We start from the raw sequence: 21,005 nt of genomic DNA on the forward strand, positions 1-21,005 counted from the left end.
GGGGAACCCGATGTCCACCGACGCCGTCACCACCGCGTCCGGCGGCAGCCCGCACGACGCGCTGCCCGCCCGGCCGATGAACCCGGAGCTGTTCACCGACGAGCTCACCTACCGGCACACCCGGCTGCCGGTGGACCGGGCGTCCACCCTGCTCCCGGACGCCTACACCTCCCCCGCGTTCTTCGCCCTGGAGCGGGAGCGGGTGTTCGCCTCCGGCTGGGTCGCCGTGGGGTTCGTCGCCGACGTCGACCGGCCGGGCGCCTGCGTCGTCGTCGACGTCGCGGGCCGGTCGGTGATCGTCACCCGCAACCGGCACGGCGAGCTGCGCGGTTTCCACAACGTCTGCCGGCACCGCGCGACCCGGCTGCTCGACGCCGACGCCCGCGAGGTCGGGCGGCGCGGCCGGATCCGCTGCCCGTACCACAGCTGGACCTACGACACCGACGGCGCGTGCCTGGGCACCCCGCTGTTCGAGGGCTCGGACGTGCCCCGGGGCGAGGAGGCGGTGTTCGACACCTCGGCGGCGGCCGCGTTCGACCGGGCCGACATGGGCCTGCTGCCGGTCGCCGTCGACACCTGGGGTTTCCTGCTGTTCGTCAATCTCGATCCGGCACCGGGGACGCTCGCCGCGCAGCTCGGGGACCTGTCGTGGCGGTTCGCCGACCACCACCTCGACGGCTGGGTACCGCTGCGGCGCCGCAGCTACGACGTCGCCGCGAACTACAAGCTCGTCGCCGAGAACTTCATGGAGTACTACCACCTGCCGTGGGTGCATCCCGAGCTCAACAAGGTGTCCCGGTTCTCCGACCACTACCGCTGGCAGGGACCCGGGATGTACACCGGCATGTGCACGACGCCGGTGTCGCGCAACACCGACGCCGGCGGCTGGGACGGCCTCCCCGCGCTGAGCACGCTCGGCGCGCGCGACGCCGATGCCGGCCGCTTCGTCTGGCTGTTCCCGAACACCGCGCTCGTCGTGCTCCCGAACCACGCGTTCGTGCTGCTCAACCGGCCGGTCGCGGCCGACCGGACGGTGGAGACCGCGGTGCTGCTCACCCATCCCGAGGCGGCCGCCGCGCCGGACGCCCAGGACGGGCTCGACCAGCTCGAACGGTTCTGGGACCTGGTCAACACCCAGGACCTGGAGATCGTCGAGCGGGTCCAGCAGGGCATCTCCGATCCCGCCTACACCGGCGGCCGGATGTGCTTCCGCTTCGAGGAGCCGCTGCACCGCTTCCAGAACATGGTGATCGACCGGATGGTCGGGATCGACCGGGTGCCCGCCGGTGACGACGAGACGATGACCCGAATGTTCCCGGATCCCGCCTGACCGCAGGGCTCACCCCCGGTGCGCCCGGACGGCCGCGTCGATCCGGTCGTACAGCGCCGGCGACGTCGCCTCGTCGGCGAGATTGCCGACCTCCGCCCGGTGCCCGATCGCGCCGTCGACCGTCTCGCGCAGGATGTCGGCGTGCCCGGCGTGCCGGTGCGTCTCCGCGACCAGGTGCACCAGCACCCGGTGCAGGGTGACCGTGGCGCGCTCGGCGGGCCAGTGCGGGACGGTCCCCTCCGCGTCCGGCGCGAGCGCGGCGACGGTCGCGTCGGAGTGCGCCCACACCCGCCGGTAGAGGTCGACGACGTCGGCGCGGGACTCGCCGGGCGCCGCGAACAGGTCGACGACCGGATCGGTCCACACCTGCTCCATCCAGGCCGGGGCGTCCGGGAACGGGCGACCGAACGTGCTGCCCAGGTACCCGGCCTCGACCAGCGCGAGATGCTTGACCAGGCCGAGCAGGTTGGTCCCGGACGGGACCAGCGGGCGGCGGACGTCGTACTCGCCGAGCCCGTCCAGCTTCCAGAGCATCACCTCGCGTCCGGTCTGCAGGTATCCGCGCAGCGTCTCCTTGTCGTCCATCCCCGGGACCCTGCCCCCTCGGATGGGGGATGGCGACCCGTACCTCCCGCCGTCCACGGGATGGGAGCGGCCCTCCCGGCGGCGGACGCTCGTCGTATCCGCGACATGCGACTCCACGAGATACGGCACAGAGGACACCTGCGATGACCGACCAGCTCACCACCACCGAACCGCTGTCGTTCGACGGCACCCTGCTGCACCCCGGCGACCCCGGATGGGACGACGCCCGCCGCGCCTGGCAGCTGCGCGCCGACCAGCACCCCGCCGCGATCGTCCGGGCCGGCTCGGTCCGCGACGTGATCACCACCGTCCGCCTGGCCGCGGAGGGGTGAGGGCGTCGACCAGCACCGCGCGCACCGCCCGGTCGTGCCGCCCGCGCACCTGCTCGACGAATGCGCAGCCGCTGCGGGTCACCGCGACGGCGACGCCGCGCCGGTCGCCGCGGGAGCGGGTGCGGCGGACCCAGCCGCGCTCCTCGAGCCGGGCGACGGCGTGCGCGAGCCGCGCTGCGCGAGCGGGCCGCCTCGTCGGCCAGCGCACCCATCCGCAGCGGGGTCCCCGGTCGCGCGGCGAGCACCGCGAGGATCTCGAAGTAGGTCAGCGGGATCCCGGCGTGGTCCAGCAGGTCCCGCTCGACGTGCTCGACGAGCAGCCGGCCCAGGCCGCGCAGCGAGGCCCGGGCGGCGCGCTCCGGCCCGCTCAACGCGCCACCGGCGACGGCTCCGGGTGGATCGGGCGGGACCGGCAGCACAGCTGGGTCGGGCGGGCCGGCCGGTGCGGCCGGGGCGGGGCGGGTCCCCGGGGCGAGCCGTGGCATGGCGTGGTTCTCCCTGGTCGGTGGTCCTCCCAGGGTCGCGCCGGTCCCCCGGCCGGCCCATCCCGTGCCCGGCGGGAAGCACGCCGGGCCCCTCCCCCATCGGCGGGGGCGCCCCGGGAACGGACCCGGCCGCGCGGGATCGGCACGGGCCGCCGTCCGGCGGACGCTTGCGGTGGCAACGACCCGAGCGAGGAGAGATCCCATGAGTACCCGAACCCTGATCACCGGGGGCGTCGTCGTCCCCGTCGACCCGCAGGTCGAGAGCGGCCCGGTGTCGACGTCCTGATCGACGGCGGCCGGATCGCCGACGTCGGCCGCGATCTCGGCCACGTCGACGCCGAACGGATCGACGCCACCGGCACCGTCGTGCTCCCCGCTTCGTCGACACCCACCCGCACACCTGGGAGACCGTGCTGCGCGGCGCCCTGCCCGCGACCACCCTGGACGGCTACCTCGGCCACCTCGCCGGGGTGGTCGGCCCGGTCTTCCGCCCGCAGGACGTGTACGCGGGCACCCTGCTCGGCGCGCTGGAGGCGCTCGACGCCGGCATCACGACGCTGCTGGACCGGGCGCACGCCAACAACACCCCCGAGCACGCCGACGCCGGCGTGCGGGCGCTGACCGAGGCGGGCATCCGCGCGGTGTACGCGCACGGCACCCCGGCCCGCGGCGACTGGTGGCTCGGCTCCGTGCACCCGCATCCGGCGGACGCCCGCCGCGTCCGGGAGCGCTACTTCGCCTCCGACGACGGGCTGCTCACCTTCGCGCTCGCCGACGGTCGCGGTCCGCATGCCGGTGACCCGCATGCCGACGTGCACCGAGATCCGAGCGGCCAGGTCGCGGGCGAGCCGCCAGTCGGCGGCGACCACCTCGGGGGTGGTGAACCCGGGGCCGCTGGACGCCGCCGGCCTGCTCGGCCCGGACACCACCTACATCCACGCCAACACCACCACCGACGCCGAGCTGGACCGGATCGCCGCCACCGGCGGCACCCTCTCGATCGCCCCCTACGTGGAGATGCTGATGGGCCACGGGCATCCGCCGATCGGCCGGGCCCGGGACCGCGGTCTCGCGCCGTCGCTGTCGGTCGACGTGGCGACCTCGGTGCCCGGCGACATGTTCACCCAGATGCGGACCGCGCTGGTGGCCGGCCGGATCGCCGGGCTGGGGTCGGGGTGGACCTGGCCCGGCTGCGCGCGCTCGCCGAGGACAGCCGCGACGCGGTGCTCGGCGGCGTGCCGGTGGGGGCGTCCGCCTGAGCGGCACCGCCCGAACCCGCCTCGGCCCGCTCCGCGCGGACAACCGGGGGGCCCGCGGTTGTCCGGCCGGGACAGCGTGCGGCCCGCCCGGCGGACCTAGGGTCGGGGTCGGTCCGGCGACGACGCCGGCGTCGGGAAGGAGACGGCTCCATGGCGGAGGCACGACGGACCGGGGGCGCCCTCGGGATGATCGAGACCAAGGGCCTGGTCGGGGCGGTCGAGGCCGCGGACGCGATGGTGAAGGCGGCCAACGTCGAGATCGAGGGCTACCGGACCCTGCGCAACGGGCAGGTCTCGGTGCTGGTGCGCGGCGACGTCGGCGCGGTGAACGCGGCGATCGCCGCCGGTCGGGCCGCCGCGGTCCGGGTCGGCGAGCTCTACAGCAGCCACGTCATCCCGCGCCCGCACGGCGACACCGAGCAGATCGTCACCGACGCGATCCAGCCGACCCGCTGACGGGGCCGCGGCGTCAGCGTTCCGGCTCGGACCCGGCGCCGTCGGCCTCACCGTCGGCCCGGGTCACCTGCAGCAGCCGGAGCGCGAAGTCGGCCCGCATCCGGTCCTCGTGCCGGCCCAGGTCCAGCCCGGTGAGCTGGCGGATCCGCTCCAGCCGGTAGCGCAGCGTCTTGTGGTGCACGAACAACCGGTCGGCGGCCAGCTTCTGCGAGCAGTCGGCGTCGAAGAACGCGCGCAGCGTGCGCACCAGCGAACCGTCGTTGTCCCGGTCGTAGTCGAGCAGCGGGCCGGTCACCTCGTCGACGAAGGTCTGCAGGTCCGGGTCGTCGCCCGAGCCCAGCAGCAGCCGGACGATGCCGAGCTCCTCGTAGAGGAACACGTTCCGCCCGCCGAACCGCTTCGCCGCCGAGAGCGCGGTCCGCGCCTCGTTCAGCGCGCTGGGGAGGTCCACGACCTCGGCGTGCTCCCGGCTGATCCCCCAGGTCAGCTGCAGCTCCGGCACCTCCTCGTGGATGGCCGCCGCGAACGCGTTGACCAGGTCCTTGGCGCCGCTGCGGTCGAGATCGGCGGCGATCGCGACGAGCAGGTCGCCGCGCAGGCTGGCCAGCGCCAGCCCGCGGCCCTGCAGGGTCCGCACGGTCCGCAGCACCCGCCTGCGGACCCGGTCGGTCTGCGAGGTGTCCCAGCCGAGCCGGCTGGCGAGGCCGTCGATGTCCTCGATCCGGCCGTGCAGCACCCGCAGCCCGCCGGCCAGGTGCACGTTGAGCTGCTGCGCCCGCGTCCGGGCGGCGAGCCGGTGCTCGACCGGTCCCTGCAGCAGGTCCCAGAGCACCTGCTCGGACGCCTCGGCGCGGGCCCGGCTCGCCGCCCGCTCGCGCAGCAGCGCCAGCGAGCAGGCCATCGCCACCTGCACCGCGACCGCGTCGAGGAGGTCCCCGGTCCGGTCGGTGCGCACCAGCAGCACCTGGCCGACCTGGTCGCCGTCGGCGTAGACCGGCCGGGCCAGCGCCCGCCGGTCGGTGAGCGCCGGCCCGGCGGTGCCGACCGGCAGGGCGTCCGGCAGCTGGGACACCAGATCGCGGGCGCGGTGCCCGGCGATCCGCACCCCGTCCGGCCCGTACACGCCGATCTCGCAGCTCAGCTCGGTGGCGACGGTGCGGGCGATGGCCGGCAGCCCGCCGCCGCCGATCACGATCTGCAGCAGGTCCTGCTGCAGCCGGGAGGTCCGGTCGAGCACCGAGACCTGCTGCTGGAGCGCGTCCCGGGCGCGGCCGAGCCGGTCGGCGGCGGCGGCCTGCTCGTCGTAGAGCCGGGCGTTGTCGATCGCGATCGTCGCGAAGTCGGCGAGGGTGACCATCCGGCGCATGTCCCGGTCGGTGAACACCGAGCGTCGCCGCCGCCACACCTCCAGCACGCCGAGGAACTCGCCGCGCAGCCGGAGCGGGACGGCCAGCGCCGACCGGGTCTCCTCGCGTTCGGCCAGCGACATGAAGTCGTCGCTGATCGTGCGGTCCTCGAGGTAGGAGTCGACCTTGGCCGGTTCGCCGGTGAGGAACACCAGCCCGGCGACGCCCTGGCCGCGGCGCATCTGCAGCCGGGCCGTCTCGGTGGAGCGGTTGCCGACGCAGGCGCGCATCTGCACGACGTCGCCGTCGCGGAGCATCACCCCGCAGATGTCGGACTCGAGCAGCCGCAGGGTCTGCTCGGCGACGGTCAGCAGCACCTCGTCGAGGTCGCGGACGGTGAGCAGCCGCCGGGACACCTCCCGCACCGCGTCGGTCTCGGCGGCCGCCGCGTCGACGTCGCTGCGGGACCGGGTGCGGATCAGTTGCAGCGACAGCCAGGCCCGGCCCTGCCGCAACCGTTCGACGACGTCCGGGCCGAGCGCGGCGTCCGGGTCCCAGCAGAGCGCGGCCGGGCCGTCCGCCCCGACGATCAGGCCGGACCGGGCGGGGACCGACGCCGGTCCGCCCGGCGGCAGCCCGGCCGACCCGACACCGGATCCGGCCAGCACCTGCCAGCGCTCGTCGCACCAGGCCGCGACGGTCACCGGGGTGCCGGCGAGCATCGCCGCCTGGGTCGCGAGGTCGTCGGCGGCGCGCTCGGTGTCCGCCGGCACCGAGGCCAGCAGCCGGGACAGCCCGTCGGGCCGGGATCCGACGCGGGCCGGGTCGAGTGTCGTCATCCCACCCCCGCCGTCAGAGCGCGATCAGTGACTTGAGGGTACGTCGCTGCGCCATCCGCCGGTACGCGTCCGGGGCGCCGTCGAGCGGCACCGTCTCCTCGGCCACCACGGCCGGATCGACGGCGCCGGACCGGACCAGCGCGAGCAGCTGGTCGCCGTCGCGCATCAGGTCGCCGATGGCGAACCGCAGCGACAGCTCGTCGGCGAAGGCCCGGCCGGCGGGCAGCGACCAGTCACGGGTGTGCACCCCGACCGACACGACCGTGCCGCGCCGGCGCACCAGGTCGAACGCCGCGTCCAGCCCGTGCGGCCCGCCGACCGCGTCGATCACCACGTCGGCGCCGCGGCCGTCGGTGAGCAGCCGCGCGGTGCGCGGCGCGTCGGCCGGGTCCACCGCGACCGAGCCCTCGCGGCCGGCGAGATCGCGCCGGGCGGCGACCGGTTCGACGAGCAGCACGGTGCCCGCGCCGCAGGCCTGCGCGGCCAGCGCGGCGAGCTGCCCGACCGGTCCGCCGCCGAGCACGGCGACGGTGTCGCCGGGCAGCGGATCGGCGCGCCGGAGGGCGGCGTAGCCGGTGGCCAGGGTGTCGCCGAGGAAGACGGCGGCGTCCGGGGAGATCCCGTCGGGCACCGCCCGCAGGACGGTGTCGGCGAACGGGACCCGGACCAGCTCGGCCTGGGCGCCCGGCAGCGGCGGCCCGAACGCGGTGCCGGTGCCGAAGAAGCGGCGCTGCGGGCACTCCCAGTGGTCGCCGCGCCGGCACCACCAGCAGGAACCGCAGGCGGTGAAGTCGGCGCCGACGACGGTGTCGCCGGGCCGGTGCGCCGCCACGGCGGCGCCGGTCTCCACGACCTCCCCGACGAACTCGTGGCCGAGCACGGCACCGACGTCGAGCCCGTCGCCGTGCGCGACGGTGTGGAGGTCGGTCCCGCAGACGGCGGCCCGGCGGACCCGCACGATCGCGTCCGCGGGCTGCTCCAGCCGCGGGTCGGGCACGTCCGACACCCGGACCGTGCCGTCGCCGGCGAAGGTGACCGCGCGCATCACGCCGCCGCGGCGAGCTCGGCCACCCGTTCCCGGATGCGGTCGGCCGCCGCCCGCAGCGCGGTCAGCTCGTCGGGCCGCAGGTCCAGGGTGACGATCTCGCGCAGCCCGTCCCGGCCGAGCCGGGCCGGCAGCCCGACGTAGACGTCGGAGATGCCGTAGCTGCCGTCGGCGAGCACCGCGGCGGGCATCACCTCGCCGGTGTCGGCTGCCATCGCCAGCACCATCCGGGCCGCGGACATCCCGGGCGCCATGAAGGCGCTGCCGGACCGGAGCAGCCCGACGACCTCGCCGCCGGACCCGCGGGCCCGGGACACGACGGCGTCGAGCTCGGCGGCCGGGACCGCCGAGGCCAGCGGTTTCCCGTCGACGGTGGCCCGGGAGAGCGGGATGACCATCTCCTCGCCGTGACTGCCCAGCGCCCACGCCTCGATCCGGTCGGCGCGGGCGACGCCGGTCAGCGCGGCCAGCGCCTGGAAGCGGGCGGTGTCGAGCACCCCGGCCATCCCGAGCACCCGGCCGGACGGCAGCCCGGAGGCGGCCCAGGCGTGCTGGGTCATCTCGTCCAGCGGATTGGTGACGACGACGATCACCGCCCGCGGGGAGGTCGCCGCGACCTGCCGGGCGACGTCCCCGACGATCGCCGCGTTCGTGCTGATCAGGTCGGAGCGGCTCATCCCCGGTGTGCGCGGCTTCCCGGCGGTGATGATCACGTAGTCGGCCGGGCCCGCCTCGGCCACGGTCGCCGCACCGCGCACCCGGGTGCCGAACCCGGACAGCGCCGCGGTGTGGGTCAGGTCCAGCGCGATGCCCGCGGCCCGCCCCGCGTCGATGTCGACCAGCACGACCTCGGCGAACACGTCCGCGTCGGCCAGCCGCATCGCGGCGATCATGCCGACGTTCCCGGCCCCGACGACGACCACCCGGCCGGTCGCGCCGCTCCCCGGCCCGGCCGAGGGGGCGGTGGCCGCGCCGGGCAGCACAGTGCGCGGCAGCGGGGCGCCGCGCCGGAACAGCGCACCCGACGGCGGCCGGACCGGTGGCGGCGGGCCGCCGGGCAGCGGGGCGGCGGGCGCCGCGCCGCCGGATGCCGGGCCGGTCGGTGTCGGCACCGCCCCGGCGGCCCCGGATCCCGTGGCCGGGGGTGCCCCGGCCACCGCTGCCGCGGCGGGCGGCGGGCCGGTCACGATCTGCACGGCCAGCTCCCGGGCCCGCTCCCGGGCCAGCGGGGTGACGATGTCGCCGGGCCGCACGTACAGCGTCCCGCCCGCGGCGGCGTCCACCGACGCGGCTCCGTGCACGGTCATCGCCGGTCCTCCCGCCCGTGGATGCCCTCCAGCGCGGCGACCGCGGCGTCCCGGGCGGCCTGCACCGCGCTCTCGGTCCCGGACAGGAACATCCGGCCGAACCGGCCCACGGCGCGCAGCTCGATGACGGTGATGTCGGCGGCCTTCTCCGCCTCGTTCGCGGCGACCGCGATGTAGGCGGCCGGGGCCACCTCCATCACGAACAGGCTCTGCCCGGGCATCAGCATCGAGCCCTTGCGCCACTTGTTGAGCAGCTGCGCCTGGTAGGGGTGCACGTTGGTGATGAACTGGGTGGAGGCGATCGTCGGGCGGATCCGGTCGGCCTCGGTCATCCCGAGTTCGTCGAGGATGGCCTGCCCGGACGCCAGCACCTCGGCCTGCTGCTCGGAGTGGATCTCCAGCAGGCCGAACTCGCGCTCGATGATCTGCAGCGCGGGCCGCACCCCGGCGGCCTTGAGCGCGATGTCGGCGGCCCGGAACACCTCGTTGCCGGGTGCCATCTCGATGTAGAGCTCGGCCATCCCGGCGAGCGGGACGTCGCCCGGGCTGGTCGCGGCGATGTGCGCCGCGCACTGCGGCTGCATCCGGTCGACGAAGGCGTAGGTGCGCAGGGTGGGGGTCGCGCTCATGCCCGCGCCCCCGCCCTGGCGATCCCGACCGGGGTGATGAGCAGGGCGTGCGGATAGGTCACGACGGTTCGCTCCAGGTAGCCGGCCAGCACGTCGTCCGCGCCGGGGATCATCAGAGCGCCGCCCGCCAGGTGCAGCGGCAGGTCCTCGGCGCCCGCGGTCAGTGCGCGGACGTTCTCCGCGATCCGTTGCAGCCCGGGGACCAGGATCGGGAGCGCCTCGCGGGGCTGCGACCGCTTGCGGGCCTCGGCCTCCTCGACGCCGATCCCGAGCGCCCCGGCCAGCACCAGGTCGAGGTGGTGGCCGCCGCCGGGGCGGTCGTCGAGCCGGACCAGCTCGCCGTCGCGGTAGACGCCGACCCCGGTCGAGCCGCCCCCGACGTCGACGACGACGCCGTCGTGCACCTCCAGCGTGCGCTGTGCCGCACCGACCTCGTCGACCAGGACGACCTCGTCGAACCCGGCGGACTCGCAGACGTAGGTGCAGGCGCGGGCGTCCGCGACCGGGATGCACGGCGGGTAGGCGGTGGCCGCGCTGCGCAGCTCGACGCCGAGTGCGGCCTCCGCCCGCTCGCGGAGCCGCCGCACGGTGGCGGTGGCCCGGGCGAAGTCCACGACGACGCCGTCGGCCAGCGCGCCGGACGGATGGCTCTGCACCCAGACCGGGTGCTCCCGGCCGTCCGGGGCCACCGCGAGGACGACCAGCACGCATCCGGCCGTCCCGAGATCGACCCCGGTCCGGAGGGTGTCCGCGGCGGCCACCGCGGCGATCGCGGACCGGTCCGGCCCGCCGTCCCCGCCGATCGCCGCGGCGGTGGCGGCCGCCGCGGCGAGCAGCGCCCGCGGGCCGGGCGCCGGCCCCGGGCGGCGGGCCCGCGAGCCCCGGGGCGTCCGCCGCCGGGCGGTGCCGACCGCGGTCGTGCCGGCAGTGGCGGTGCCGGCAGTGGTGGTCCCGGCAGTGCTGGTGCCGGCAGTGGTGGTCCCGGCAGTGGTGGCGGCGGCCATCTACAGCTCCACCGGGTCGTAGACGGTCCGCCACGGGCGCACCTCGTGCGCGATCCGCTTGATGTTGATCAGGTGCAGCGGGGTGACGTTGTCCGAGCAGATCGAACCGCTCCAGGTACCGGTACCGAGCTGGAACGACGGGTCGACCTCGGTCGAGTAGCCCATCCCGCCGAACAGCGCCGGCGTGTTGATCACGATCCGGCCGGCCGGCAGCGCCCCGAACGGGGCGATCTCGGCCGGATCGGCGGCGTGCACGGCGGTGGTGTGCCCCTCGCCGTCGAGCGCCAGGATCTCCCGGCACCGCCGCCATCCGGCCGCGGCGTCGGGCACCTGGTACACCGACAGCACCGGGCCGAGGATCTCCCGGGACAGCGGGGTGTCCGCGCCGACCGTGTCCAGCCGGCAGGCGAGCACCCGGGTCGACGACGGCACGGTGAACCCGGACAGCTCGGCCAGCCGGACCGCGGTCTGCCCGACCGAGGCGGGTCGCATCGCGCCTCGGTCGTCGAACAGCACCCGGGCCAGCGCGGCCTGCTGGGGCGGGTTCATCCAGTAGGCGCCGCGCTCCTCGAAGGCCGCGAGGAACGCGGGCGCCACCGCGTCGACGACGACCACGGACTGCTCGGCGACGCAGGCCGTCCCGTTGTCGAAGGACTTCGAGGTGATGATCATCTCGGCGGCCTCGGCCGGGTCCGGCACGCTGACGCCGACGTAGGCGGGCACGTTCCCGGCACCGACCGCGATGGTCGGCTTCCCGCTGGAGTACGCGGCCCGCACCATCCCCGGGCCGCCGGTGGCGAGCACCAGGGCGATCTCGTCGCGGCTCATCAGCTCGCGGGTGGCCGGCAGGGTCGGGTTCTCCAGGCAGGACACCAGCCCCTCGGGGGCGCCGGCGGCGACCGCGGCCTCGGCCATCACCTGCACGGCGCGCAGCGTGCAGCGCGCCGCCCGCGGGTGCGGTGCGTGCACGATCGCGTTGCCCGACTTCACCGCGGCCAGCGACTTGAACAGCGCCGTCGACGTCGGGTTGGTGACCGGGATGATCCCGGCCAGCACCCCCATCGGGGACCCGACGGCGGTGACCCGGGCGTCGTCGTCGATCCAGAGCACGCCGACCGCCCGCCGCTCGAGCATCCACTTCGCGACGAAGCCGGTGTTGTAGCGGTTCTTGTAGATCTTGTGCTCGTAGACGCCGTACCCGGTCTCGTCGACGGCGAGCCGGGCGAGCTCCTCGGCGGCCTTCGTCCCGGCCAGTGCCATCGCCCGCACGTAGCGGTCGAGCGTCTCCTGGTCGGTCCCCTCCAGCTCGGCGAACGCCGCGGCGGCGGCGCGGACCTTCGCCCGCACGTCGGCGATTCCGGCCAGGTCGGCGTCGAGCCGTGGATCGGGGGCGGTGGCTGCGGTCATCTCCACACCTCGGGTTCGTCAGTGGTCGACGTGGGCACGCCCGGCCGCCGCTCCGGCGGGACGCCGGGGCGGTGCGACGGACGGGGGTGGGAGCGGCTCAGCCCTTGGGCCGGGTCAGGACGGCGAGGATGCCCTCGGTCTCGTCGTGCGGCCGCGGGATGACGTGCACCGACACCACCTCGCCCGCCTTCTCCGCGGCGACCGCGCCGGCGTCGGTCGCGGCCTTCACGGCGCCGACGTCGCCCCGGACCATCACCGTCACCAGACCGCCGCCGATCTCCCGGTGCCCGAGCACCTGCACGTTGGCGGCCTTCACCATCGCGTCGGCCGCCTCGATGGCGCCGACCAGCCCCTTGGTCTCGATCAGGCCCAGCGCGCCGCGCAGGGCGGGGGCGGCCGGGTTCGCAGTCGTCGGAGCCATGGCGTCCTCCTGGTGTGATTCGGTTCAGGTCTTCTGGTAGCTGACGGTGCCGGAGCGGACGACGGTGTCCGCGATCCCGACGACGGCCAGGTCGGTGGGCGCGTCCGCGCCGGCGGCCACCCGGGCCGCCCCGCCGGTCACCACCAGCACGATCTCGCCGACCCCCGCACCGACGGTGTCGACGGCGACCAGGGTCGGGCCGCCGTCCCGCTCGGGATCGTCGGCGGCGGCCTCCTGCACGAGCAGCAGCGTGAACCGCTCGAGCCCGGGGCCCTTGATCGTCGAGACGACCTGCCCGAGCACCTTGGCCAGCCGCATGCCCGGGCCACCTCCGTCGGTAGACACGTGGTGGCCGGGCGTGCGCCGGACCACCGCTGGCCGGGACAGTAGGTCCGGCACGTTCCCGCGGGCCTTATCCGTCCGGGACAACGTCACGGCCGGTCGTTGTCCATCGGCGCTGTGGCCGGGCGGGGGTCCGCACGGGAGCGTGCTGGATGTCAGGCACAGCCCCGTCGCCCGGCGGCCGGGCCCGCACGCGCCAGGAGGTTCACCGGTGATCCGCCCCGAGGACGCACAGTTCCACGCCCCGACCAGCGACGACCCGCTCTGGGCCGAGACCAACTACTTCGGCCTGTACGCCGGCCAGGACACCGACCGGCCGCTCAACATCGGCCTGTACGGGCTGTTCCGGGAGCCGCTCGGGGTCGTCGGGTCGACGGTCTCGGTGAACAGCCGCCGGGTCACCGCGCCGTGGGAGGCCGAGTACTGGGACGCCTGGGAGCACCTGGTCGTGCCGCAGCCGTCGAACCTGCTCGACTACGAGCTGGCGAACGGGCTGAAGGTCGTCGCCACCGACCCGCACCGGATCTGGGACGTGTCCTACTCGGACCCGGCCGCCGACCTGGAGATCCGGTTCCGGTACACGGCGCTGCACGAGCCGTACGACATCAACGACCCGGACCAGGACCCGCTCGCCGCCGACCGGGACATGGCGAAGACGTGGGGGCACGCCTACGCCGGGCACTTCGACCAGACCGGCCACTACGAGGGCGAGATCCGGCTCCGCGGCCGGACCACCCCGATCGACTGCGTGTCCACGATGGACCACAGCTGGGGGGTCCGGGCGGAGCGGCAGACCTCGCGGCTGAGCTGGCTGCACGCGCACGCCGGCCCGGACCTGGCGGTGCACGGGCTGTTCGACTTCAGCACCGAGAACGGGCCGGACGGCGAGTCCCCGCTGCGGCTCACCCACGGCTACGTCCTGCACGACGGCGAGCTGCGCGGCCTCGCAGCGGGCTCCGGCCTGACCAAGCGGTCCCGGCTCTACCCGGAGCAGATCTCGATCAGCGTCACCGACTCGGCGGGCCGGGTGTGGGAGGCCGAGGGGCAGGCGCTGACGTCGTTCCCGTGGCAGTCCCAGCCGGGCGTCGTCGGGCACAACGCGCTGCTGCGCTGGACGCTGGACGGGCGGACCGCGTACGGCGAGTGCATGGACTTCATCGGGATGGGCGAGCTCGGTGCGATCTACGACCGGGTGCACGGCGGCTCGTGAGCACGGCATGAACGCGCCCTCCGCGACGCCCCGGGTCGAGGCGGTGCTCTTCGACCTCGACGGCACGCTGGTCCAGACCCGCATCGCGTCGTGGACGGTGTTCTCGACGATCAACGACCGGTTCGGGCTCGGCGTCGACGGCCCGGAGCAGTACTTCGACCTGTTCCGCGGCAACGTCTACGACTCGATCGCGAAGCTCTGCCGGGACGAGGAGCAGGCCGCCGAGGTCAAGGAGGCGTTCCTGGCGCTGCTGCGCGCGGAGTACTCGCCGCCGCTGGTGCCCGGCGTCGGGGACGTGGTGCGGCGGCTGGCGGGGCACTGCACGCTCGCGGTGATGTCGTCGAACGCGATGCAGGTGATGCGCCGGGTGCTGACCGACAACGACCTGGCGTTCTGCTTCGCGCACGTGTTCGGCGGCGACGTGATCCCGGACAAGCGGGCCGCCGTGCGGACCTTCCTCGCCGACTCGGCGAACACCTTCGGCCGCCGCTGCTCCGCCGACTACGACGAGGGCGGCCTGCGCCAGGCCCCCGATCTCGCCAGCACCGTGCTGGTCACCGACACCGCCGGGGACGTCCGGGATGCGGTCGAGGTCGGGATCCGCGCGGTGGGGGTCGCCTGGGGGATGCACTCCGCGGAGGAGTTGGTCGCGGCCGGAGCCGAGTTCGTCGCGCTGTGGCCGCAGGAGCTCACCGCGCACCTGCTCGGCGACGCCGCGACCCTGCCCCCGGGCGGAGCCTGCGCCATCCCGCCGGACGGGGCCCGCGCGATCCCTCCCGGCGGCGCCGGCCCGGTCCCGCCCGGCGGCCCCGGCCCGGCTCCGGCGGCCGGGGCTCCGGCCGGCACCGCCGCGGACCCGGGCACGGTCGCCACCGGCGGCTGCGGGTGCGGCTGCGCCGGGGAACCCGATCCGGCGGCCGCCGGACGGGTGCGCCGCGACCGGCGGCGGACCGCGGCCGGCACCCGTGCCGCCCCGGGGCCCGAGGCCCCGGGCCCGACCGCGGCCCGGCCCGGCCCGGCGGACGAGATGCTCGACGCGGTGCGGCGGGTGATGCGCAGATGAGCGCGCACGAGCCGGAGGGCGCGTTCAACTTGAGGGACCTGGGTGGACTGCACGCCGGGCCGGACCGGCGGGTCCGGCCCGGCGTGCTGTTCCGCAGCGACACCCTGCAGGCGCTCACCCCGGCCGACGTCGATCACCTCACCGACGTGCTGGCGCTGGAGCTCGTCGTCGACCTGCGGATCGGCCCCGAGGCCGTCGAGGAGGGCCGCGGCCCGCCCGGTCAGCTACCTGAACGCCCCGCTGCGCGACCTGCCGGTCTCCGACCTGCCGGCCCGCGAGCAGTCGCTGTCGTTCTACCGGGAGCACCTGTCGTCGCCCGCGTCGCCGCTGGCGACGATCGTGCGCGTGCTGTGCGCGATGGCGGGCCGCCCGACCCTGCTGCACTGCGCCGCCGGGAAGGACCGGACCGGCCTGGTGTCGGCGATGACGCTGCGCCTGCTCGGCGTGGACGACGACGACATCGTGGCCGACTACCTGCGCTCCGGGCCGAACATGGCACGCGTCATGGACCGGTTCCGGACGTGGCCGCGCTATCGGGATCACATGGGGGCCGCCCGTCCGAGGTCTACCAGGCGCAGGAGTACACGATCCGCGGGTTCCGCACGGCCCTCGACCGGGACCACGGCGGCGCGTCCGGCCGGGCGGGGCGGCGCGGGATCGGAGCGGCGGAGCTGCAACGGCTCCGCGACGGGCTGCCGGTGCCCACCGGCTGAGGATGCAGCAGGCCGGACCCGGATACCTCCCGGGCCCGGCCACCGGGCTCATCCGGCCTGCGCCGCCTTGCCCAGCGCCAGCACCAGCGGGCGTGCCCCGTCGGCGTCCACCGCGAAGCGCCGGAACCCCAGACCGAACAGCTGCGCGGCGGCTTCCTCGGGGACCTCACCGGACAGCCGCATCCCGACCGTCCGGCCGTCCCGCACCGCGCCCGCGACACCGTCGAGCAGCCCCCGCACCACCTGGTCGAGCTCGGTCCGCGGGTCCACCGCGAGCAGGCCGCGGCGGAGGTACCCGTCGAGCGGCTCGGCGGTGAGCAGCTGGCGGGCCGGGATCCCGAACACGGCGGCCTGCAGCGCCCGGACCTCCACCCACACGACGTCGACGGCGGCCGCGATCCGTGACGCGCCGGCGACGGCCCGCGGGCTGGTCAGGTAGGCACCGACCGAGACCGCGACCGGGCCGCCGGACCCGCCGCCGGACTCCTCCGCGGCCTCGCCGGCGATCGCGCGCAGCGCCGCGGCCTCCGCCGGGTCGCAGACGTGCCGCAGGGCCAGATGTACCCCCGACGTGCGGCCCGCGGCGGCCGCGGCCCGGGCGAGTCCCCGCAGCTGCGCGCGGACCAGCGCCGGGCGGCCCAGCGGCATCGCCAGCTCCGGGTGCCGGGTGGTGACCGCGGTCTGCTGCAGCATCTCGCGGGCCTCGTCGGCGACGAGATCGATGGCGCGGACCCCGACCTCCAGGTCCCCCGCCGCGGCGAGCAGCGGCGTGAACTCCAGCTCGACGAGCTCGGCGACCCGGTCGAACGGGCCGTCCGCCTCGGCGTCGTCGAGCAGCCTGCGGACCAGGCCGTCGATGTGCCCGCTCGCCGCGAGGACGTCGTCGACCGCGGTCACCAGCCCGTGTGCGCCCGCGTCCCGGGCGTGCTGCACGTCCGCGGGCAGCGTCACCCGGACCAGCACCTCGCAGCCGGACGCCCCGGCCGCGGTCGCGAGCACCGAGCCGAGCGACCCGGTGGCGACGGCCGGCGTCGCCGTGCTGATCCGGCCGAGGAACAGCTCACCGCCGGCACCGTCGAGCGACACCTCCTCGCCCTCGGCCACGGTCCGGTCGCCGGTCGTCAGGGTCCGGGCCGCACCGTCGACGACGATCGCCCCGGCGCCGACCACGCAGGCCGTCCCGAGCGCCCGCGCGACGACGGCCGCATGACTGGTCGAGCCGCCGGTCGCGGTCACGATGCCGCGCGCCGCGATCATCCCGTGCAGGTCGGCGGGGCTGGTGACGGCCCGCGCGAGGATCACGTCCTCGCCGGCGTCGGCCCGCTCCTTCGCCCGGTCCGGATCCAGCACGAGCATTCCGCTCACCTGGCCGGGGCAGGCCCCGATGCCGGTGGTGAGCAGCCGGCCCGCCGAGCGCGCCTGCTCGGTCTCCTCGTCGTCGAACCCCGGCCGCTGCACCTGACGGACGTGCTCCGGGGTGAGATGGCGCAGCGCCGCGGCGGTGCCCACCTCGCCCTCGGCGAGGAAGTCGGCGGCGATCCGCACCGCGGCCTCCGGGGTCCGTTTGGCGCTGCGGACCTGCAGGAAGTAGAGGACCGACCGCTCGACGGTGAACTCGATGTCGAGCACGTCGCCCTGGGCGCGTTCCAGCTCGGCGCAGGTCCGGCGCAGCTCGTCGAGCAGCCCCGGGGCGAGCGCGCGGTCGACCGGATCGGGCGTCCGGGTGCCGGCGACGACGTCCTCGCCCTGGCTGTGCGCCAGGTACTCGCCGAACAGGCCGGGCTCGCCGGTGGCCGGGTTCCGGGTGAACACCACGCCCGAGCCGGAGTCGTCGGAGAGGTTGCCGAACACCATCGACTGCACGACGACGGCGGTGCCCAGATCGTGCGGGATCGCGTGGAAGTCGCGGTAGGTGCGGGCCCGGCGGGTGTTCCAGGACCGGAAGACCGCCTCGACCGCGCCGAAGAGCTGGGCGCGCGGATCGGCCGGGACGGACTCGCCGTCGGAGGCGGCGAGCGCCTCCTCGCAGGCCCGCCAGATGCGGTCGTGGACCTCGCCGGCATCGTCGCCGGGGCGCACCTGCGCGACGAGCTCGTCGATGCCCTCCCCGGGATCGAGCGCGCCGAGCACGGTCTCGGCGTACATCGCGTGGAAGCGGGCGGTCAGGTCGGCGACGAACCGGCTGTCCCCGGTGGCCGCGCCGAGCGCGACGGCGGCGGCCCGGTCGAGCCCGAGATTGAGGATCGTGTCCATCATCCCGGGCATCGAGACCGGCGCGCCCGAGCGCACCGACAGCAGCAGCGGGACCGGCCCCGCGCCGAGCGTCTTCCCGGTCCGCCGCTCCAGCTCCGTGAGCCGGGTGGTGATCTCCCCGGCCAGGCCGTCGGGCAGCGCGCCCTCGCGCAGGTAGCTCCGGCAGGCGGCGGTGCCGATGACGTATCCCGGAGGGACCCGCAGCCCCTGCTGGCTCATCCGGGCCAGTCCGCTGCCCTTGCCGCCGAGCCAGTCGACGTCGGCCGGGTCCGCCTCGGCGAAGGTGCGGGTGAGACCCGCGGATGCGGTCACGGTGCCCGGCCCGGTCACTCCGCCCGCTCCCGGCCCAGCGTCCGCAGCAGGTCCTCGTGGAACTCGAACCAGATGTTGTGCACGGAGTCGATCGTCGGCGACGACACGAACTCGTGCTGCCCGCGGTCGATCGACCCGAGTGCGGCGGCGAACCGCTCCGGGTAGCGGGCGAACCGGGCGTCGTGCCCGGCGAGCGCGTCGAGCAGCGGGGTCAGCCGGGCGACGAGCTTCTCCAGCCGGGCGACGACCTTGTCGTCGTAGTCGGGGTCGGAGTGGTCGTTGGTGACCTTCCGCCCGCCGACGTCGATCTGCTGCCAGGACGACATCGTCGTCAGGAACCGGGCGTTGGTCGTCTCGAACCGCTCGACGAGCGCCAGCACGTCGGCGTCGGAGCGCACCCCGGCGTAGAACCGGGCCGCGGCGGCGGTGAGCGCCGGCTCGGCGTCGTCGGTGGGCAGGACCGATCCGCCCGCGACGACGACCAGGCCCAGGCCGGTCAGCCGCTCCAGCACCGCGTCGACCCGGTCCGGGGCGACCCCGGAGGCGGTCGCGACGACCTGGGTGGTCGCCATCTTCTTCAGCGCGACGACGTCGAGCACGTCGTAGTCGGTCTTGTCCAGCACGACTGCGGTCATGGGGCTCCCTTCACGGGGCCGGGCGGCGCGGCGAGGAGCGCCGCGCCGCCCGGCCGGGTCGGCTCGTGGTGGTCGGACCGCACCGCCGCCGGGGCGGCGCGGTCACCCGGAGGTCAGAGCCAGCGGCCCTTGGAGCTGCGCAGGTCCGCGTCGTCGGAGAAGGGCAGGTAACCGGCCCCGGAGAAGATCTTGCTGGGCACCGTCTCCTGGGCGAAGCCGCGCTTGGTGATGTCGTAGTAGTAGTTCGACACGCGCTGGTCGATCTCCCACAGGTCGTAGTCGCGGCAGGCCTTCTCGTAGGTTCCCGCCTTGCGCAGGTGCGGCAGGATCATGTCGATGTAGTAGACGTACTGGCCGTTCCAGATGAGATCGCGGCGGCACATCTTCGACGTCTTGGTGTAGAGCTTCAGGGTCGCCTGCTGCACCCGCCCGAGGTGGTCGCCGAGCTCGTCGATCTTGATCGGGTAGACCTCGCCCATCGGCGTGTCCCACTTCTCGCGGGCGAACACCGCCCCGCCGATGATCGCCTCGATGTAGTTCTTCGGCCGGGTGAAGGTGGTCGAGATGTCGTTGACCCGGATCTCCTCCAGGCCCATCCGCTCCGGGTCGATGATCATCGCGAGGGTGTAGGCGTGCGGCAGCCGGGCGTCCTCGCTGACGTCGGACCAGTGGTAGATCTCCTCGTTGACGAACAGGTCCCGCAGGATCAGCAGGTTGCCGTCCGGGAGCTCGTAGGGGCCGGTGTCGCCGAGGCCGAGCCGGTTGTCGTAGTGGTGCAGGAACGCCAGCAGCTCGGTGGCGGCGTTGAACTGGGTGAACGCCCCGTGCTTGGGACTGCCGGGCTCGAGCGTCTCGACCTGGGCGGTCAGCTGCTGGAGGAAGTCCTCCTCGTGGATCCGGCAGCGGTAGCGGTCCTGGGAGTTGAGGATGAAGCCGTCCTGGCGCTTGCCCCACAGCACGCGCTGCATGAACTTGAGGATCTCGTTGGACTCGGCGACGTAGTCGTCCGGCCCGATCGCCTCCAGCGCGAGCAGGCCGCACCGGCCCATCCCGAAGCCGACCGCGCCGATGCACCAGTCGTGCACCGAGTTGACCTTGGTGCCGATCTCCCGCCGGGCGGACGCACCGACGTCCATGACGCCCTGCGCGCCGACCTCCCGGGTGGTCATCCGCAGGATCTCCGGCCACCGGTAGAACTCGTGCATGAAGGCCAGGATCTCGTACTCCTGGCGCGGGATCATGCCGCTGACGCCCTCGGTGGCGCGCATGACCAGCACGTCCCAGATGTTCCAGGCGAGGTAGTTGTTCAGGTCGTTGAGCTCGTCGATGCTGAACTGCGGGTTCAGGACGTCGTCCTTGGACACCTTCTCCAGCACGCCCGACTTCGCCCGGGCCTTCAGCATCTTGTCGCCCTTGATGCCGTCGGTGACGGGCTCCAGCCCGACGAAGTTGCCGGTGTAGGTGAGGTCCTGGAACCGGAGGCCGTCGTCGCCCTCCTCGTAGCGCTTCTTGTAGGTCGCCTTCTTGCCCTCGGTGGTCGTCACTGCGTTGTGCTCCTGTCCGGATCGGCGGCGTGCGGGAGGGGAGGTGGTCAGTCGTCCGCGACGACCCGGCCGACCTCGTGGTCGGTGCAGTCCAGCCGGACCTTGCGGCCGTCGAGCGCCGTGGCGATCTCCTCGAAGTGCGAGGGATCGGTCGCGCCGACGACGTAGCGGGACTCGCTGGAGGTCAGGTAGGCCGTCATCACGCAGGGGGTCTGGAACTCGCGGGACAGGATCCCGAGGTGCGACTCGGGGGCGCCGGACATGGTGATCACGCCGAGTGCGCCCATGCTGAGCGCCGGTGCGAGGAAGGTCGTCGTCCCGCCCTGGACCAGCAGGATGTGCTCGCCCAGCTTGCCGGACTGGATCAGTGAGATCACGTCTGCCGGCGAGGACAGGTACTTCACGGTCCCGCTGGGTGACTTGGCGGTGTCGAAGACGTTGTAGCCCTCCGCCAGCACTTCGGCCATGGAAGTTCCTCCTTGAACTCT

21 protein-coding genes and 3 pseudogenes are annotated in these 21,005 nt (G+C 74.8%); 10 read left to right on the forward strand and 14 right to left on the reverse strand.

The features are described from left to right. The first annotated feature begins 10 nt into the window (after positions 1-10). A complete protein-coding gene (locus ACVJO7_RS11715; RefSeq protein ID WP_491672883.1) occupies positions 11-1,330 on the forward strand; it encodes an aromatic ring-hydroxylating oxygenase subunit alpha in 1,320 nt (439 codons plus the stop codon). A 9-nt stretch (positions 1,331-1,339) separates the two neighbouring features. Here the strand turns inward: ACVJO7_RS11715 and ACVJO7_RS11720 are convergent, their stop codons facing one another. Further along, positions 1,340-1,915: a DinB family protein gene (locus ACVJO7_RS11720; RefSeq protein ID WP_491672884.1), complete on the reverse strand. Its 576-nt coding sequence runs from the start codon at positions 1,913-1,915 to the stop codon at positions 1,340-1,342. A gap of 143 nt (positions 1,916-2,058) precedes the next feature. Between ACVJO7_RS11720 and ACVJO7_RS11725 the strand changes: the two genes are divergently transcribed. Then, entirely contained in the window at positions 2,059-2,247 is a 189-nt protein-coding gene (locus ACVJO7_RS11725) for a hypothetical protein (RefSeq protein WP_491672885.1), read from the forward strand. Here ACVJO7_RS11725 and ACVJO7_RS11730 read toward each other — a convergent pair. Then, entirely contained in the window at positions 2,216-2,455 is a 240-nt protein-coding gene (locus ACVJO7_RS11730) for a MarR family transcriptional regulator (protein ID WP_491672886.1), read from the reverse strand. The two genes, ACVJO7_RS11725 and ACVJO7_RS11730, sit on opposite strands and share 32 nt — an antisense overlap. Before the next feature lie 660 nt (positions 2,456-3,115). Between ACVJO7_RS11730 and ACVJO7_RS11735 the strand changes: the two are divergent. The 3 genes and pseudogenes from ACVJO7_RS11735 to ACVJO7_RS11745 form a co-directional block, all read left to right on the forward strand. Continuing rightward, a pseudogene (locus tag ACVJO7_RS11735) lies at positions 3,116-3,514 on the forward strand (amidohydrolase family protein); the annotation flags it as partial. 22 nt (positions 3,515-3,536) lie between these two features. Then, the gene (locus tag ACVJO7_RS11740) at positions 3,537-4,091 is read left to right on the forward strand and encodes a hypothetical protein (RefSeq protein ID WP_491672887.1); all 555 of its coding nucleotides are present in this window, start codon (positions 3,537-3,539) and stop codon (positions 4,089-4,091) included. Positions 4,092-4,141: 50 nt separating this feature from the next. Continuing rightward, positions 4,142-4,447 (forward strand): BMC domain-containing protein, encoded by a 306-nt coding sequence (locus ACVJO7_RS11745; RefSeq protein WP_344020879.1) that lies wholly within the window; start codon positions 4,142-4,144, stop codon positions 4,445-4,447. Between the two features lie 13 nt (positions 4,448-4,460). On the opposite strand, the gene ACVJO7_RS11750 is transcribed toward ACVJO7_RS11745, so the two are convergent. The 8 genes from ACVJO7_RS11750 to ACVJO7_RS11785 form a co-directional block, all read right to left on the reverse strand. After that, positions 4,461-6,632 carry a helix-turn-helix domain-containing protein gene (locus ACVJO7_RS11750; RefSeq protein WP_344020881.1) on the reverse strand — a complete coding sequence of 724 codons (2,172 nt, stop codon included), beginning with the start codon at positions 6,630-6,632 and terminating at the stop codon, positions 4,461-4,463. Between the two features lie 13 nt (positions 6,633-6,645). Further along, a complete protein-coding gene (locus ACVJO7_RS11755; protein WP_491672888.1) occupies positions 6,646-7,677 on the reverse strand; it encodes an alcohol dehydrogenase catalytic domain-containing protein in 1,032 nt (343 codons plus the stop codon). Then, positions 7,677-8,984, reverse strand: a complete 1,308-nt coding sequence (locus tag ACVJO7_RS11760; protein ID WP_491672889.1) for a malate dehydrogenase — start codon at positions 8,982-8,984, stop codon at positions 7,677-7,679. Before ACVJO7_RS11760 ends, ACVJO7_RS11755 begins: the two co-directional genes overlap by 1 nt. After that, positions 8,981-9,613, reverse strand: coding sequence for a BMC domain-containing protein (locus tag ACVJO7_RS11765; RefSeq protein ID WP_344020884.1), 633 nt, complete (start codon positions 9,611-9,613; stop codon positions 8,981-8,983). Before ACVJO7_RS11765 ends, ACVJO7_RS11760 begins: the two co-directional genes overlap by 4 nt. Next, complete coding sequence (gene eutJ, locus ACVJO7_RS11770) at positions 9,610-10,617, reverse strand: ethanolamine utilization protein EutJ (protein ID WP_491672890.1); 1,008 nt, start codon at positions 10,615-10,617, stop codon at positions 9,610-9,612. The genes ACVJO7_RS11765 and eutJ overlap by 4 nt, the downstream gene beginning before the upstream one ends. Further along, a complete protein-coding gene (locus ACVJO7_RS11775; protein ID WP_491672891.1) occupies positions 10,618-12,024 on the reverse strand; it encodes an aldehyde dehydrogenase family protein in 1,407 nt (468 codons plus the stop codon). A 97-nt stretch (positions 12,025-12,121) separates the two neighbouring features. Next, positions 12,122-12,445 (reverse strand): BMC domain-containing protein, encoded by a 324-nt coding sequence (locus ACVJO7_RS11780; RefSeq protein WP_358484148.1) that lies wholly within the window; start codon positions 12,443-12,445, stop codon positions 12,122-12,124. A gap of 24 nt (positions 12,446-12,469) precedes the next feature. Beyond that, positions 12,470-12,763, reverse strand: a complete 294-nt coding sequence (locus ACVJO7_RS11785; protein ID WP_491672892.1) for a EutN/CcmL family microcompartment protein — start codon at positions 12,761-12,763, stop codon at positions 12,470-12,472. A 235-nt stretch (positions 12,764-12,998) separates the two neighbouring features. Here ACVJO7_RS11785 and ACVJO7_RS11790 point away from each other — a divergent pair, with 235 nt between their 5' ends. From ACVJO7_RS11790 to ACVJO7_RS11810, 5 genes and pseudogenes are all read left to right on the forward strand, one after another. After that, positions 12,999-13,997, forward strand: coding sequence for a DUF7064 domain-containing protein (locus tag ACVJO7_RS11790; RefSeq protein WP_491672893.1), 999 nt, complete (start codon positions 12,999-13,001; stop codon positions 13,995-13,997). A 7-nt stretch (positions 13,998-14,004) separates the two neighbouring features. Continuing rightward, a complete protein-coding gene (locus ACVJO7_RS11795) occupies positions 14,005-15,060 on the forward strand; it encodes an HAD family hydrolase (RefSeq protein WP_491672894.1) in 1,056 nt (351 codons plus the stop codon). Further along, positions 15,057-15,260 (forward strand): annotated as a pseudogene (locus tag ACVJO7_RS11800) (tyrosine-protein phosphatase); the annotation flags it as partial. The gene ACVJO7_RS11795 and the pseudogene ACVJO7_RS11800, both read left to right, overlap by 4 nt. A gap of 106 nt (positions 15,261-15,366) precedes the next feature. Then, positions 15,367-15,519, forward strand: a pseudogene (locus ACVJO7_RS11805) (tyrosine-protein phosphatase); the annotation flags it as partial. Between the two features lie 62 nt (positions 15,520-15,581). After that, positions 15,582-15,773 carry a hypothetical protein gene (locus tag ACVJO7_RS11810; protein WP_491672992.1) on the forward strand — a complete coding sequence of 64 codons (192 nt, stop codon included), beginning with the start codon at positions 15,582-15,584 and terminating at the stop codon, positions 15,771-15,773. Positions 15,774-15,821: 48 nt separating this feature from the next. Here the strand turns inward: ACVJO7_RS11810 and ACVJO7_RS11815 are convergent, their stop codons facing one another. From ACVJO7_RS11815 to ACVJO7_RS11830, 4 genes are all read right to left on the reverse strand, one after another. After that, positions 15,822-18,338 carry a pyruvate, phosphate dikinase gene (locus ACVJO7_RS11815; protein WP_491672895.1) on the reverse strand — a complete coding sequence of 839 codons (2,517 nt, stop codon included), beginning with the start codon at positions 18,336-18,338 and terminating at the stop codon, positions 15,822-15,824. 14 nt (positions 18,339-18,352) lie between these two features. After that, complete coding sequence (locus tag ACVJO7_RS11820) at positions 18,353-18,973, reverse strand: hypothetical protein (RefSeq protein ID WP_344019383.1); 621 nt, start codon at positions 18,971-18,973, stop codon at positions 18,353-18,355. A 113-nt stretch (positions 18,974-19,086) separates the two neighbouring features. Next, on the reverse strand, positions 19,087-20,517 hold the full coding sequence (locus tag ACVJO7_RS11825; protein ID WP_491672896.1) for a hypothetical protein: 1,431 nt from the start codon (positions 20,515-20,517) through the stop codon (positions 19,087-19,089). A gap of 47 nt (positions 20,518-20,564) precedes the next feature. Continuing rightward, on the reverse strand, positions 20,565-20,984 hold the full coding sequence (locus ACVJO7_RS11830; protein ID WP_344019387.1) for a PEP-utilizing enzyme: 420 nt from the start codon (positions 20,982-20,984) through the stop codon (positions 20,565-20,567). Positions 20,985-21,005 lie beyond the last annotated feature (21 nt).

It is taken from the genome of Pseudonocardia sp. DxW (assembly GCF_058448985.1).